Origin of the sequence: Sphingomonas alpina, from assembly GCF_014490665.1 — a bacterium.
In the GTDB taxonomy this organism is placed as follows: Bacteria; Pseudomonadota; Alphaproteobacteria; order Sphingomonadales; family Sphingomonadaceae; genus Sphingomonas; species Sphingomonas alpina.
The window spans coordinates 4954671-4969269 of sequence record NZ_CP061038.1 but is presented as its reverse complement, the minus strand read 5'-3'; the positions used below and the strand labels follow the sequence as shown (position 1 = coordinate 4969269).

11 protein-coding genes are annotated in these 14599 nt (G+C 62.6%); 6 read left to right on the top strand and 5 right to left on the bottom strand.

All coding sequences use genetic code 11. The features are described 5' to 3' along the window. Positions 1-5: 5 nt before the first annotated feature. The 3 genes from H3Z74_RS23390 to H3Z74_RS23380 all read right to left on the bottom strand — a co-directional run bounded on the left by H3Z74_RS23390 (position 6) and on the right by H3Z74_RS23380 (position 3934). A complete protein-coding gene (locus H3Z74_RS23390; protein WP_229726766.1) occupies positions 6-1289 on the bottom strand; it encodes an MFS transporter in 1284 nt (427 codons plus the stop codon). A 25-nt stretch (positions 1290-1314) separates the two neighbouring features. Beyond that, positions 1315-2112: a 2-keto-4-pentenoate hydratase gene (locus H3Z74_RS23385; RefSeq protein ID WP_229726765.1), complete on the bottom strand. Its 798-nt coding sequence runs from the start codon at positions 2110-2112 to the stop codon at positions 1315-1317. Positions 2113-2446: 334 nt separating this feature from the next. Next, entirely contained in the window at positions 2447-3934 is a 1488-nt protein-coding gene (locus tag H3Z74_RS23380; RefSeq protein WP_187761847.1) for a UxaA family hydrolase, read from the bottom strand. Positions 3935-4194: 260 nt separating this feature from the next. Here H3Z74_RS23380 and uxaC point away from each other — a divergent pair, with 260 nt between their 5' ends. The 4 genes from uxaC to H3Z74_RS23360 all read left to right on the top strand — a co-directional run bounded on the left by uxaC (position 4195) and on the right by H3Z74_RS23360 (position 8989). Further along, a complete protein-coding gene (uxaC, locus tag H3Z74_RS23375; RefSeq protein WP_187761846.1) occupies positions 4195-5637 on the top strand; it encodes a glucuronate isomerase in 1443 nt (480 codons plus the stop codon). A 16-nt stretch (positions 5638-5653) separates the two neighbouring features. Then, positions 5654-6493, top strand: coding sequence for a 5-dehydro-4-deoxy-D-glucuronate isomerase (gene kduI / locus H3Z74_RS23370; protein WP_187761845.1), 840 nt, complete (start codon positions 5654-5656; stop codon positions 6491-6493). A 10-nt stretch (positions 6494-6503) separates the two neighbouring features. Next, complete coding sequence (gene kduD / locus H3Z74_RS23365) at positions 6504-7274, top strand: 2-dehydro-3-deoxy-D-gluconate 5-dehydrogenase KduD (RefSeq protein WP_187761844.1); 771 nt, start codon at positions 6504-6506, stop codon at positions 7272-7274. A 146-nt stretch (positions 7275-7420) separates the two neighbouring features. After that, complete coding sequence (locus H3Z74_RS23360) at positions 7421-8989, top strand: carboxylesterase/lipase family protein (RefSeq protein WP_187764506.1); 1569 nt, start codon at positions 7421-7423, stop codon at positions 8987-8989. On the opposite strand, the gene H3Z74_RS23355 is transcribed toward H3Z74_RS23360, so the two are convergent. Beyond that, positions 8974-9333 (bottom strand): cupin domain-containing protein, encoded by a 360-nt coding sequence (locus H3Z74_RS23355; RefSeq protein ID WP_187764505.1) that lies wholly within the window; start codon positions 9331-9333, stop codon positions 8974-8976. The two genes, H3Z74_RS23360 and H3Z74_RS23355, sit on opposite strands and share 16 nt — an antisense overlap. Positions 9334-9673: 340 nt before the next feature. On the opposite strand from H3Z74_RS23355, the gene H3Z74_RS23350 reads away from it, so the two are divergent. Beyond that, positions 9674-12580 (top strand): TonB-dependent receptor, encoded by a 2907-nt coding sequence (locus H3Z74_RS23350; protein ID WP_187761843.1) that lies wholly within the window; start codon positions 9674-9676, stop codon positions 12578-12580. A 105-nt stretch (positions 12581-12685) separates the two neighbouring features. Then, positions 12686-13663 (top strand): alpha/beta hydrolase, encoded by a 978-nt coding sequence (locus H3Z74_RS23345; RefSeq protein ID WP_187761842.1) that lies wholly within the window; start codon positions 12686-12688, stop codon positions 13661-13663. A gap of 72 nt (positions 13664-13735) precedes the next feature. On the opposite strand, the gene H3Z74_RS23340 is transcribed toward H3Z74_RS23345, so the two are convergent. Continuing rightward, complete coding sequence (locus H3Z74_RS23340) at positions 13736-14494, bottom strand: SDR family NAD(P)-dependent oxidoreductase (protein WP_187761841.1); 759 nt, start codon at positions 14492-14494, stop codon at positions 13736-13738. Positions 14495-14599 lie beyond the last annotated feature (105 nt).

Genomic DNA, 14599 nt, shown 5'->3' with positions numbered 1-14599 from the left:
CCTTCTCATACCTCTACCCGGGCCAGTCGTGGTGACAGCAAATGAACCGCCAGCAGCGCGATAAAATATGCGCTGGCGCAGATCGCGAACAGCGTGGCGTAGCTGCCCGTGGCATCAAGGATATGGCCAGTGAACCATGCCATGCCCATCCCGCCGATCGCACCGATCGTGCCGCCGATGCCGACCACCGACCCGACCGCGCCGCGAGGAAAAATGTCCGACGGCAGTGTGTACAAATTGGCGGAGAACGCCTGATGTGCCGCGGTCGCCAAGCCGATGACCAGCACCGCCATCCAGACATTGTCGATGCTCTGGGCGAAATAGATCGGCACGACGCAGATCGCACAGAGCAGCATCGTCGCCTTGCGCGCGAAATTCGGTGAGCGGCCGGCCTTGATCAGGCGTGACGACATATATCCCCCGCCGATGCTGCCGAAATCGGACAGCAGATAGATCGCCGCCAATGGCAGGCCGAAGGTCTTGAGATCGAGATCATAGCGTTCGTAGAGATAGCCGGGCAGCCAGAACAGGAAGAACCACCAGATCGGATCGATGAAGAATTTGCCCAGCGCATAGGCCCATGTCTCACGCACCGTCAGTAGCCGCGACCAGGGAAGAGCGACGACCGGGTCGGCGGGGTCTTGTTCGATCCAGGCCAGTTCGGCCGCACCGACCCGGGAATGTTCGCGCGGATGGCGATAGATCGCCCACCATGCGATCAACCAGATGATGCCGAACACGCCGGTGACATAGAAAGCGACGCGCCAGTCAAAGGCCAGCACCAGCGCCGGCACGAGCAGTGGTGTGATGATCGCGCCGATGTTGGCGCCGGCGTTGAACACCCCGATCGCAAAGGCCCGCTCGCGTTGCGGGAACCAGTCGGTCACCGCACGAATGCCGGCGGGAAAGTTGCCTGATTCACCGATTCCCAGGCCGAAGCGCGCCATGGCGAATTGCGTGACACTGCCCGCCAGGCCGTGCGCCATATGGCTGATCGTCCAGATGATGATGGCGATGGTATAGCCGAGCCGAGCGCCGAGCTTGTCGACCACCCGGCCGAAGCTGACATAGCCGAGCGCATAAGCAACCTGGAACCAGAATACGATTGTGGCAAAATCGCCCTCGGTCCATTTGAATTCGGCTTGCAGCGTTGGCTTGAGCACGCCGATCATCTGCCGGTCGATATAATTGATCGCGGTCGCCGCGAACAACAGACCGCAGATCACCCAGCGATACCGCCCAACGCGCTCGGCCGCGCTCGCCACAACCGGCATTTCGGCTACCGCCATCTCATTCTCTCCTGTGCCCTGGTCCTTATTGGACCTTGATTGCGCATGTCACCGTCAACCGCCCATCAAAGATTGCCTCGACCCGATCGCCGATCGCGACGGGATGAACGCCGGTGACGGCCCCGCTGGAAATCCATTGCCCGGGCGTGAGTGCGATGCCGCGCGCCGCCATCAACTCCAACAGGAACCGCGCCGCGCCGAATGGGCCGTCGAGCATCTCGGCGGCAGTGGCCGCACCGACGAGGCCGCCATTGATCGATACCTCGATCGGCCAAATGGTCAGATCCGCCTCACGCCACTCCGGGATCGCCCCGCCCACGACCAGGCCATTATTGTTGCCGAAATCGGAGATCGTTACGCCCGGCCCATGATCGTTGATGCCGGGAAAGGGTGAACTGGCAATCTCGATCCCGATATGAACGGCATCGATCAGCACGCGCGCTTCATCCATCGTATAGCGCAGCTTAGCTGGGTCAGGCGTCCTCGCGATGCGCAGCAGAAACTCAGCCTCCGCCGCTGCGAAGCCGCGCGCGAAGACCGGCATGTCGACCGGCTCCGGCCGATGGTCGACCACCTGATCGGCAAAGATCGGCCCAACCAGCCGATCGACCCCGCCCAGAGGCGGATTGATCCGGCCAACCTTCCAGCCGGCGATTGTCCGCCCGGTCAGCGTGATCGCCATGTCCTGCACTGCATAGGCATCACTCAACGCGGCTGGCGGGTCGCCCGGATAGTCCGCAAGCGCGGTACCCGCTCGACGCGCCGCAACGAACGAACGGGCGATACGCGCACCATTGTCAGAATTGTGGCCCGAATTCTCCACCGGCATCCCCTGCGCGCGTTTCCATACGTCGTTTCGGCGTACGTATGGGAAACCGGTGTCATTGACAAGCCAGTGTGAAAAACACTTCGCCAGCCACTCGAAGGCGCCAGCGTGTAGAGCCGCTCTTTTAAAGCGTCGGTCGTACCGGCACTGCGCGGCGACGCCGCCGCAATGCCCAGCGCGGATCAAGCAAGGTGTCAATATAGGCCGCTTAATGCTCGCGATGGAACGCGCCCGGACCGAAATGAACGATGCTCGCGGCGACCGGCGCAAGCCGCCCGCGGTCAGAAGATCCCGTCCGGTATCCTGCCGATCGCCGCACGCGACAGCCGCGTTACAATGTCACGCCGCGTTTCCAGATCGCGATCTCGCGCTCGCCATTGCGTTCGGCGGCGGTTTCCGCACCCGAGGCGACCGCGCACAGCATGTCGGCAAGCGCGGTTTCCGCCCGCTCGAATCCTTCGGTCAGCACGCGCCCGGCGTCGAAATCGATCCAGCCCGGCTTGCGCGCCGCAAGCGCACTGTTCGAGGCGATCTTGATCGTCGGCACGGGAAAGCCGAGCGGTGTGCCGCGTCCGGTGGTAAACAGGATCGCCGTCGCGCCCGCCGCTGCCAGCGCGGTAGAGGAAACGGCATCATTGCCCGGGCCCTCAAGCAAGGTCAGTCCAGGATGCCGCGCGCGCCCGGCATAGCCGATCACATCGACCACCCTCGCGCGACCCGCCTTTTGCACCGCGCCAAGCGACTTCTCCTCCAGCGTGGTGATTCCGCCGGCAATATTGCCGGGCGACGGGTTCTCCGACACGGGCTCGCCATGATCGGTGAAATAGCGTTTGAAACCATTGACCAGTGACACAATGCCCTCGAACACGCGCGCATCGCTGGCACGGTTCATCAGCATTTGTTCGGCGCCGAAGATTTCGGGGATCTCGGTCAGGATCACCTTGCCGCCGGCGGCGGTCACACGATCACTCATCCGCCCGACCAGTGGATTGGCGGTCAGTCCCGAAAAGCCGTCGGACCCGCCGCATTTGACGCCCAGCGTGAGCGCATCGAGGCCGAAGCGCTCGCGTGGCGCCACGATCCGCGCGGCAAGCTCGGCGACCAGTGCGACGCCTTCCTCGACCTCGTCATCGGCATGCTGCGCCACCAGGGTGCGAACCAGCGTGCGGCGCTGTTCGGGGATTTCGGCAAGCAGCGCATCGATCTGGTTCGATTCGCATCCCAGCCCGACGATGACGACCCCGCCCGCATTGGGATTATTGGCCAGCCCGGCCAGGATACGCCGCGTCGCAGCCAGATCATCGCCCAGTTGTGAGCAACCGAACGGATGAGCGAAGGCATGGACTCCATCGATCTTACCAGCATGGGCCGCATTGCCGCGCGCCGCGATCCGTTCGGCGGTGCGCGCAACGCAGCCAACGGTCGGCAATACCCAGATCTCGTTGCGCGTGCCGACGCGTCCGTCCGGCCGGCGATAGCCCATGAAGCTGCTGTTGACCGAGGCTTGAGTTGGTGTCGGCATCCGCCCATCCGGCGGCGCATAGCTATAGTCCAATTCTCCCAGCAACGCGGTGGAGAGATTGTCGCTATGCACATGATCGCCGGGCGCGATCGCCCGACTCGCCAGGCCAATCGGAAAACCGAATTTGATGACGGCATCGCCGCGCTTCACCGCGCGCAGCGCGATCTTGTGTCCATATGGGATCGCGGCTGTCGCAACGACGCCGACGTCCCCTATGTTGACGGTGTCTCCGGCAACTGCATCCGTCAGGAGCGTCGCAACACTGTCCATAGGGTCGACCCGTAAGGCCTTAGTCATGTCTTTCTTTCGGAAACCGGTGTCTTTTGGTAGCATCTTTTGCCCGACCATAGAATGACCGACAAGTCCTGCCAACGGCTCAGGCGAGCGAGGGGCGGCGGGCCGCCTCGCGCACCTGTCACCCTTAAGGGCATTGATGGAAAAGAGGGGTCACATCACCCGGTAACAGGCCATATATGGTGGTTGTGCGGCTAGTTGCGCCAATTGCTGACACCGGTTACCAAGGCTTTAGCTGTTCGAAGGCGGCAGAGAGGATGACGATGGCACGGCAACTGGAACTTCATCCCGACCGCCTTTTTCCGGTCGATGCGGCGGCGCGCGATGTTGCACGTGTGCTCTACGCCACGGTGGCCAACCTGCCGATCATCAGCCCCCATGGACATACCGATGCCGGCTGGTTCGCGGACGATCGCCCCTGGACCGACGCGACATCGCTGCTGCTCGCCCCCGATCATTATCTTTATCGCATGCTTTACAGTCAGGGCATCGATCTCGATCTGCTGGCCATTCCGCGCCTCGACGGTTCTCCCGCGACCGCTTCGCGCGCTGCGTGGCGATTGTTCGCGCAGAACTATACCCTGTTTCGCGGCACGCCGTCGCGGCTGTGGCTCGACCATGTCTTCGCCGATGTCTTCGGCTTCGACGTGGCGCTGGAAGAGGCGACCGCCGACCTGTATTTCGACCGCATCGCCGAGGCGCTGGGGAGCCCGGCATTCCGCCCCCGTGCGTTGTTCGACCGGTTCGGCATCGATTTCCTCGCGACCACAGAGGGCGCACAGGATGATTTGTCGGCACATCACCGTATCGCCGCGTCGGGCTGGAAGGGCAAGGTGGTAACGACCTATCGCCCCGATGGCGTGATCGATGTCGAACACGAGGTATTCCGGCCCGCCCTGGCGCGTTTTGCCGAACTGACCGGGGAGGATGTCTATAGTTGGCAAGGCTATCTCGCCGCGCATCGCAAACGTCGCGCCGATTTTCGCGCGGCCGGCGCTACGGCGACCGATCATGGGCACCCGACCGCGGCGACCGCCAACCTCTCGGCGGTCGAAGCCGAAGCGTTGTTCCAGCGCATCATGGGTAGCCACTGGACGCCGGCCGAGGCTGAGTTGTTTCGCGCCCAGATGCTGACCGAAATGGCAGCGATGTCGGTCGAGGACGGCATGGTGATGCAGATCCACCCGGGCTCAGCGCGCAACCATAATGCGGCATTGTTCGCCAGCCATGGACGCGACAAGGGTGCCGATATCCCGACGCGCACCGATTATGTTCATGCGTTGAAACCGCTGCTCGACCGTTTCGGTGGCGCGACCGATCTGTCGATCATCCTCTTCACGCTCGACGAATCGACTTACGCACGAGAGCTCGCGCCGCTTGCTGGGCATTATCCGTGCCTGAAGCTCGGGCCATCCTGGTGGTTCCATGATTCACCTGAGGGCATGCGCCGTTTTCGCGAAATGACCACCGAGACCGCAGGGCTCTACAACACGGTCGGCTTTAACGACGACACGCGCGCCTTTCTTTCGATCCCGGCGCGCCACGATGTCGCGCGGCGCATCGATTGCGGCTTTCTTGCCCGGCTCGTCACCGAACATCGCATCGCGGACTGGGAAGCGGCCGAGCTGGCGTATGAGCTGACCAATGGCCTGGTGCGTCGCGCTTATAAGATCGATCAACCCCGGCTCGCCGCTCAGGCCGCCTGACCCCAGGAGATTTTGCATGTTCGACCGGACCTATTACGCGACGCATCCCGATATGATGGAGTGCGTGTCGAACGACGAGTTGCGCGATCGGTATTTGATCGAGGACCTGTTTCGCGAGGGTGAGTGCGTGCTGAACTACACGCATGCCGACCGTTTCGTGATCGGTGGTGTTGCGGTGGGCAGCGGCGCGGTGAAACTGCCCGACCAGAGCGAGCCGGCCTCGGCTGTGGGTCATCCATTTCTCGAACGGCGCGAACTGGCGGTGGTCAATGTCGGTGCGGTCGAGGGTGTGGTCACCGTCGACGGCGAGACGTTCACGCTGGGCAACAAGGACTGCCTGTACGTCACGATGGGGGCAAAGGACGTGACCTTCTCCGGCGCGGGCACGCGTTTCTATCTCGCCTCCTGCCCGGCGCACAAAGCCTTCACCACCCGCAAGCTCGGCATTGGCGATGCCAATGCGCTGGAGCGCGGCAGCCTTGAGGAATCGAATGAGCGGACCATCTTCCAGCTGGTCATTCCCGGCATATGCGATTCAGCCCAGCTGGTCATGGGGCTGACCGTGCTCAAGCCGGGCAGCGTGTGGAACACCATGCCGCCGCACATCCATGAACGCCGTTCGGAAATCTATTTCTACTTCGAGCTGGATGGCCCGGCCGACCGCGTGTTCCATTATATGGGTGAAGGCGAAGCGCTGCGTCACATCGTCATCGCCAATGAACAAGCGGTGATCAGCCCGCCCTGGTCGGTGCATATGGGATCGGGCACCAAGGCCTATGCCTTTATCTGGGCGATGGCGGGTGAGAACCAGGACTATACCGACATGACCGTCCTCGACATCTGTCAGCTGGCTTGAGTTGAGCGCGATGACCAATCCCTTCGACCTTGGCGGCCAGGTCGCGATCGTCACCGGCGCCAATACCGGCATCGGCCAGTCGATCGCGCTGGCGCTCGCCGCGGCCGGCGCGGATATCGCCGCGGTCGGGCGCACGCCGGCCGAGGAGACCGTGGCCAAGGCCCGCGCACTTGGCCGTAAAGCAGAGATCGTCTCGGCCGACCTCTCGACGATCGAACCGGTGCAGCGCGTCGTCGACGAGACGATCGCAAAGCTTGGCCGGCTCGACATATTGGTCAACAATGCCGGCATCATCCGCCGCGCCGACTCGGTCGACTTCACTGAAGAAGACTGGGATGCGGTGATCGACACCAATCTGAAATCGGTGTTCTTCCTGTGCCAGGCGGCGGGACGGCATATGATTGCGCGCCATGAAAAAGAGGGGGGTAACGGGCGGATCATCAACATCGCGTCGATGCTGACGTTCCAGGGCGGGATCCGCGTGCCGAGCTATACCGCCTCAAAATCGGGGATCGGCGGGCTGACCAAGTTGCTCGCCAATGAATGGGCGGCAAAGGGAGTGACGGTGAACGCGATCGCGCCGGGGTATATCGCCACCAACAACACCACCGCGCTCCGCGCCGACGAAGCGCGCAACAGATCGATCCTCGAGCGCATCCCGGCGGGGCGCTGGGGCGACCCCGAGGATCTGGGCGGCGCGGCGGTGTTCCTTGCCTCGCGCGCCGCCGGTTATGTCAACGGCCATATCCTCGCCATCGATGGCGGCTGGCTCGCACGATGACCAAGCTGCTTGCCTTTGGCGAAATCATGCTCCGCCTCTCACCACCGGCCGTGTCGTGATTCCCATGTCGCGCGGGCACGGCTGCGATACCACCCGCATCGCCTTTGATGGCGAGCCGATCGATGCTTCGCTGGGCTGTGACGGGCATGTCCGGCGCTGATATCAGCCGTCGCGCGCTGACCGGGATGGGCGGCGCAATGCTGCTGATGCCTCGTCTCGCCTTTGCCGCTTCATCGCCGCCGATCGTGTCCGCGCCGGCAGGCCGGTTTCAGGGACGACGCAGCAGTGACGGAGTCTCCGCCTTTCGCGGTATCCGTTATGGCCGCGCCGATCGCTTCATGGCGCCGCGTCCGGTGTCCCGGCCGGACGAACTGGTCATCTGCGATGTGTTCGGGCCAGTCGCGCCGCAAAGCGGCACGATTTATGGCGCTCAATCCGAGGACTGCCTGCTCCTCAACATCTGGACCAGCGATGCACGCCCCGCCGCGCGCAAGCCGGTGATGCTCTATATCCATGGCGGCGCTTATTCCGGCGGCAGCGTTACCGATCCGCTCAATGACGGTCAGGCCCTTGCCGCACGGGGCGATGCGGTGGTGGTGACGGTAAATCACCGGCTCAACGCTTTCGGCTATCTGTATCTCGCGCGATTTGATCCGCGCTTTGCCGATAGCGGTAATGCCGGTCAGCTCGACCTGGTTCTCGCACTGCGCTGGGTGCGCGACAACATCGCCGCCTTTGGCGGCGATCCGGCGCGGGTGATGGTGTTTGGCCAGTCGGGCGGTGGCGCGAAGATCGCGACGATGATGGGAATGCCGGCGGCGCAAGGCCTGTTTCACCGCGCCGCGACGATGAGCGGGCAGCAAGTCACCGCATCCGGGCCGCTTAACGCCACCGCACGCACCCGTGCCTTTCTCGCCAGGCTCGGTGTTCGGGAACAGGATCTGTCGCCGCTGCTGACCATGCCCAGGGAAAGCCTTGTCCAAGCGCTCGACGCGACTGATCCGATTCTCGGTGGCGGCATCTATTTCGGTCCGGTGCTCGACATGAAATGGCTGACGCGCCATCCGTTCTGGCCCGATGCCAATCCGCAATCCAACGCGATCCCGATGCTGCTCGGTAACACGCATGATGAGACACGTGCCTTTATCGGGCTCGATTCGCCGAAACTACGCGATCTCACCTGGGGCAATCTGGCCGAGCGGATCGCGCCCGAGCTGCGCATAGACGTGCTGCCCGAATGGGTGGTCGCCGAATATCGCGCACATTTCCCGGCCTGGTCGCCGCTCGACATCTTCTATGGCGCGACCACGGCGGGACGAAGCTGGCGCAGCCAGCTGATCGAAGCCGAACGCCGCGCCGAGGCGCGCGCGCCAACCTGGGTCTATCAAGTCGATTTCACTTCACGTTCCGATCCGCGCCGGGGAGCATTCCACACTATGGATATCCCATTGGTGTTCGGCACGCTGCCGGCTCCGGGATCGCAGACTGGCACAGCGGCCGATGCCCGCGCGGCGAGCAAAGCCATGCAAGACAGCTTCATCGCCTTTGCGCGTGCCGGCGATCCCAATCATCGCATGATCCCGCACTGGCCGACCTATGATCTGTCACGTCGGGCGACGATGGTCTTCGATACCCGGGCCACGCTCGCCGACGATCCGCGCCGGTGGGAGCGCGAGCTTTTCGCTCGTATTCCCTATATTCAGCCGGGCACATGAACTGGCGTCGCCAGTGGATAGGAAATGATCAGGACGAGCGGCGCTGCCCCCTTCTGACGGATGCCGACCGTCTCGCCTCGATAGAGGTAGGCGGCCATACCGGGCTTGAGCGACATCGTTTGCTTGCCGGATGACACTTCGCCTAAGCCAGACAGCACATAATAGACTTCGTCATGATCGATACGGTGCGACCCGATCGCAGCATCGATATGCAGGACGCGCTTCCTGAACTCCATCGAACGGTCCGGCACGGCATCACTGATCCTATAGGCGGTACTCATGCCGATCGCGCCATGTGGTGGGGGTTCATCGCGCACCGTATCGCGCTCGTCGATCACGACCATCGCCCGCTCCGCGGTCCGGGCCGCCCCCGCTCCTGTCGCGGCGACTGCCGCAAGCACGAATATACCAAGCCCGCAAAACAGTCCGTTCATCTCTCCCACTCCTCAATGCCGGAACTACATAGCAATTCGCAAAATCATTGACACCGGTTACCAAAGGCGGCAAACAATGTGAAGAACAGGCCAACAAAGAATGGCTGTTGCGGAGAGGATTAACGTGTGGTCACCGAAATCGGCCTCCCTCTCCGAGATTTTTCCGCCCGCTTCAGCGCTGATTGAGCGCATGGACCGGTGACCGGTGTCAGGCAGCACCGCCAGGCGGTGTGGGATAGGGGAGTGCATGATGAAGAATATAATTGGGCAGTCGCGAAACAAATGTCATCGCCGGATTGCCGGTGTATCGCTGGGCGCTCTAGCGATCGGCCTGATCCTGCCCGTCACCATCACGAAAGCCGCTGCTGCCGAGATCACACCCGCAACATCGGCTACGCTTCAGGCGCAACCCGAACAGGATGCCATAGCGGACGAGCAGGATCAGGGCGGCGATATCGTCGTCACCGGCTTTCGCCAATCGCTTCAGGCGGCCTTGAACCAGAAGCGCGAATCCGTCTCCTCTGTCGATGTGATCGTCGCCGAGGATATTGCCAAATTCCCCGATCAGAATCTGGCCGAATCATTGCAACGCATTCCTGGAATATCGATCCAGCGCGACGGCGGCGAAGGCCGTGCGATCACCGTGCGCGGCCTTGGTGCGCAGTTCACTCGGGTCCGCGTCAACGGCATGGAGACGGTCGCGACCTCGACTGACGGCGCCAGCGCCAATCGCGACCGGTCGTTCGACTTCAACGTCTTCGCATCCGAGCTGTTCAGCAGCATCGTCGTACACAAGACCGCCGAAGCATCACTCGACGAAGGGTCGCTCGGCGCAGTGGTCGATCTCAACACCGGTAATCCGCTAGGCGGCAAGACGGGGTTCAGCGGCGCGCTGTCGGCCCAGGGCTCCTATAATGACCTGAGCAAGAATGTCGGCCCGCGCGTTGCCGGATTGCTCGCCTTCAAGAATGACGCAGGCACGTTCGGTGCGTCGGTCTCCGCCGCCTATTCCAAGACCAAGACGCTGGAACTCGGCAACAATTCGGTGCGCTGGGCACAGGCGCTGTTCGATTCCGTTGACGGCACGCCGTGTTACACCGCACCTAACAGCGGCGGCACTTATGTGCGCAGCGCCGCCTGCGACAAGGCCGGGCAATCCTTCCATCCGCGCATTCCGCGCTATGGCGTGATCGAGCATGATCGCGAGCGTCTCGGCATCACCGGCAGCGTGCAGTTCGAGCCGACCGAGCACACCAAGATATCGATCGATGCACTCTATTCGCGCTTCAATGAGGTCCGCGACGAGAAATGGGCCGAAGTATTGCTGCGCAGCAACGAACGCCGCATCGACGTGGTCAATCCGGTATATGACAACAACAACAACATGATCGCGGCGACGCTCAACGACGCCTATGTCCGCAACGAACATTATCGCCGGGAATCGCAGACCGAATTCTACCAGATCGGCGGCACGCTCGATCAGGATTTCGGCGACAGCTTCCGTGTGACATTGCTCGCTGGCCTGTCGAAATCGAATGCCAGCATTCCGACCGAAACGACCTTCGTCATCGATAACCGGACGGCGCAGAATTATCGATACGACTATACCGACATGGCCAGCCCCACGCTGACCTTCGGCAACAACATGACCAATCCAGCCGGTTTCCAGCTGGCGGAAATTCGCGATCGTCCATCGAGCACGGTCAACAAGTTCCGTACCGCGCAAATCCGCACCGAATGGGACGTGACCGAAGGGTTCCAGATCAAGGCGGGCGGTGTTTATCGCAAATTCACCTTCGATACGCAGGGCTTCAGCCGCGATACGGCGGTCTGCGGATCGAGCGGCCAGGATCTGGTGCTCGGCACCATCACTTGCTCGGCCAGCGTCTACGGTTTCCCGTTCACCAGCGCGTTGGCGGAGACCGTCAATCTGGGCAATGCCGGCCAGCCGGGCGGCACCACATCGACTTATGTCGTGCCGAATATCGATGCCGCCGCCGATTTCACGAAGCTCTATTCACGCACCGCCGCGGTTGATTTGGGTAATACGCGAAGCGTCTCGGAAGAGGTGAAGGGCGGCTATCTGCAATTCGACGTGAAGGGCGATCTGCTTGGGCTGAACTATGCCGCGAATGCCGGCATTCGTTATGTCAAAACAGATCAGGTTTCGATCGGCTTGGTTGGCGGCGCGGTCACTGCGGTCAAGCGCGTCGAAAGGAGTTATGATGACTGGTTACCGGCGATCAACATTGCGCTGTTTCCCACCAAGGATATTGTCATTCGCGGCGCTATTTCGAAGGTGATGACCCGCCCAACCCTGGGTAACCTGACGCCAGGTGGTTCGATCGATGGGTTTAATTACAGCATCACCAACGGCAATCCCCTCCTGTTGCCGTTCCGCGCGACCTCATTTGATCTGGGGTTCGAATGGTATTTCGCGCCGCAGTCTATTTTCTCGGTGGCGTTGTTCAAGAAGTCGGTCAGCAGCTTCCCGGTTGCGCAGACCCTCACCGCAACCTTCGCCTCGACCGGACTGCCCAAGTCAGTGCTGCCGCCGAGCTCCCCCGCCTTTATCAATTTCGATCCCAATCAGCTGTATTCGATCCGCACCACGGTTAACGGTACGGGAGCCTCGCTGAAGGGTGTCGAGATCGCGCTCCAGGCGCCGTTCAAATTCCTGCCGGGCTTCTTGTCCAACTTCGGCATCCTTGCCAACGCGACCTTTATCGGTTCGGACGCGACTTATGGTGTGGTCGGGCCATCGGCCATCGTCTGCGCTACGCCAACGACCTGCAGGCTGGTCGCGCCGGCAGCAACGCCCCGGACTTCGACATTGTTCGGCTTGTCGAAGCAGGCGTATAACGGAACGCTCTATTATGAGGACAGCAAGTTCAGCGCTCGTGCGTCGATCAGCTATCGATCCCCCTTTGTCGACGCGATCAGCGCGACCGGCAATGATTTTGAAGGCTATGCACGTTCGGTGAATGTCGATGCATCGGTCCGCTATCGTTTCACCAAGAATCTCGAACTCTCGATCGAGGGCGTCAACCTGACCGACGACTATCGTCTTCGCTATACCGATGCCGCAGCGCAGCGAAACTATGAGAATAATCATTTCGGGCGCACCATCCTGTTCGGAGCGCGCGTGAAGATATAATCCCGCCGCACTTGGCGGGATTGCGGACGGACGCTCGCCCTATCGGGCGAGCGTCCTTTTTGCTCATCCTTCTCTGGGAGCAAGGCGTTGATTGATCGACGAGCGATGATTTTCACGACCCTCGCCGCTGGACTGACCGGTACCGCCAGCGCGCAGACCGCGCCGCCCGCGCGGCGACCCGGCACCACGCCAGTGCCTGGCCTGCCCGAACCGATCGAGACGATTGACCTGTGGCCGGGTGGCGCCCCCGGCGCACCCGCCACTTTGCCGGTCGAGACGGTCGATGAGCGAAGCAAGGACGACCAAGTCACCGACCGCGCCGTGTACGGCATCAGCCGCCCGCGCATGGTCGTGTTCCGTCCTCTTGTGCCAAACGGCTCCGCGGTGCTCGTCATGCCGGGCGGCGGTTATAAATGGGTCGTCATCGACAAGGAAGGGTATGAGATCGGCCGCTGGCTGGCGGCGCGCGGTTTCACCGTGTTCGTGTTATTCTATCGGTTGCCCGGAGAAGGCTGGAAGGCGGGGCCGAATGTCGCGCTATCGGATGCCCAGCGTGCGATACGACTGATCCGCGCGCGCGCACGCGATTACGGCATCATTCCCGAACGCGTCGCGGCGATGGGGTTCTCGGCAGGCGGTCATGTCTGCGGCGATCTCGCCACGCGCTTCGCGGTGCGCACCTATGATCCTGTCGACGACGCCGACCGCCTGAGCGCACGGCCCGACATCGCCGCGTCGATCTACGCTGTACAATCCATGTCCGCGCCCGACGCTCATGCCGGCTCCCGGGCGCTCTTGCTCGGCGAGCACGCAAGCGCTGAGCGGGAGCGTGCCCATTCGCCCGCCGCGAATGTCGGCCCGGCCACGCCGCCCTACTTTCTGGTCCATGCCGAAGATGATGCGACCGTGACGGTGAGCAACACGCTGGAGTTTCGTGCCGCCTTGAAAAGCAATGGCATTGCGGTCGAAACGCACCTCTTCACCAACGGCGGCCATGGCTTCGGCCTGCGCCGTGCCATGGGCAAGCCCGCTCAGATCTGGCCCGATCTCTTTGTTGCCTGGGCAAAAACGTTCGGGGTCTAGGAGTCGTTTTCACTTAGGCCGAGGCGTCGTCTCCATCGCCGCGATCCAGCCCGCTTGCGCGCTGCACGGCGCTCACGGCATAAAGGCGTGACCAAGACCGCCGTCCACTGCGATCGATTGCCCGTTGATGAAACTCGATCGGTCCGAGGCCAGCCAGAGGGCGGTTTCAGCTATGTCGCTCGTTTCGCCCAGGCGGCCCAGCGGGGAGCGTTCGAGACGGCTGGCCATCGCCTCGGGCGTAAGCATCGCGAGCACGCCGTCGGTGGCGATGGTCGAGGGCGCGATCGCGTTAACGCGGATGCCGTGCCTGCCGAGTTCGATCGAAGCGGACCGGGTCAAGCCGTCAACGCCCGCCTTGACGCCGGCATAGATGAGCGCGTTGGGGCTGCCGAGGCGACCGGCCATCGAGCCGATATTGACAATCGAGCCGCCATTCTCCTGCATCGCCGGCGCAGCGGCCTGGATGCCCCAAACAATGCCGCCGAGACCGATCCGCGTCATGCGATCGAAGGTTTCCGGCACGATGTCCGCTATTGGTTCGTACTTGTTCCACATCGCGTTGTTGATCAGCACGTCAAGCCGGCCGAACGCCGCCAGTGTTTGCGCGACGGCGGCATGGACCGCATTGCGGTCGGACACGTCGCAGCCAATGCCGATCGCTTGACCGCCCGCCGCGTTGATGTCGTCAGCGACCGCGCCGGCCCAAGGCTGCTTGAGATCCAGGATCGCGACGCTTGCGCCTTCGGACACGAACAGCGCGGCGATCGCCCGGCCCAGCCCGCGCGATGCCCCCGTCACGATTGCCGCCCGTCCCGCAAGTTCGCCCACCATTGTCCGTCTCCCGCTGGTTTGACTTTGATGTATCAGCAGCGCGTTTGGCCGGTCACGCGCTCGGGAGGGACGGCGGCGCGTATCCCATCTGCGATAACCGCTCTC

Coding starts and splice junctions, on each gene's coding strand:
- H3Z74_RS23390 (WP_229726766.1), bottom strand. CDS start 1,289: ATGGCGGTAGCCGAAATGCCGGTTGTGGCGAGCGCGGCCGAGCGCGTT.
- H3Z74_RS23380 (WP_187761847.1), bottom strand. CDS start 3,934: ATGACTAAGGCCTTACGGGTCGACCCTATGGACAGTGTTGCGACGCTC.
- uxaC (WP_187761846.1), top strand. CDS start 4,195: ATGGCACGGCAACTGGAACTTCATCCCGACCGCCTTTTTCCGGTCGAT.
- kduI (WP_187761845.1), top strand. CDS start 5,654: ATGTTCGACCGGACCTATTACGCGACGCATCCCGATATGATGGAGTGC.
- kduD (WP_187761844.1), top strand. CDS start 6,504: ATGACCAATCCCTTCGACCTTGGCGGCCAGGTCGCGATCGTCACCGGC.
- H3Z74_RS23360 (WP_187764506.1), top strand. CDS start 7,421: ATGTCCGGCGCTGATATCAGCCGTCGCGCGCTGACCGGGATGGGCGGC.
- H3Z74_RS23355 (WP_187764505.1), bottom strand. CDS start 9,333: ATGGTCGTGATCGACGAGCGCGATACGGTGCGCGATGAACCCCCACCA.
- H3Z74_RS23350 (WP_187761843.1), top strand. CDS start 9,674: ATGAAGAATATAATTGGGCAGTCGCGAAACAAATGTCATCGCCGGATT.
- H3Z74_RS23345 (WP_187761842.1), top strand. CDS start 12,686: ATGATTTTCACGACCCTCGCCGCTGGACTGACCGGTACCGCCAGCGCG.
- H3Z74_RS23340 (WP_187761841.1), bottom strand. CDS start 14,494: ATGGTGGGCGAACTTGCGGGACGGGCGGCAATCGTGACGGGGGCATCG.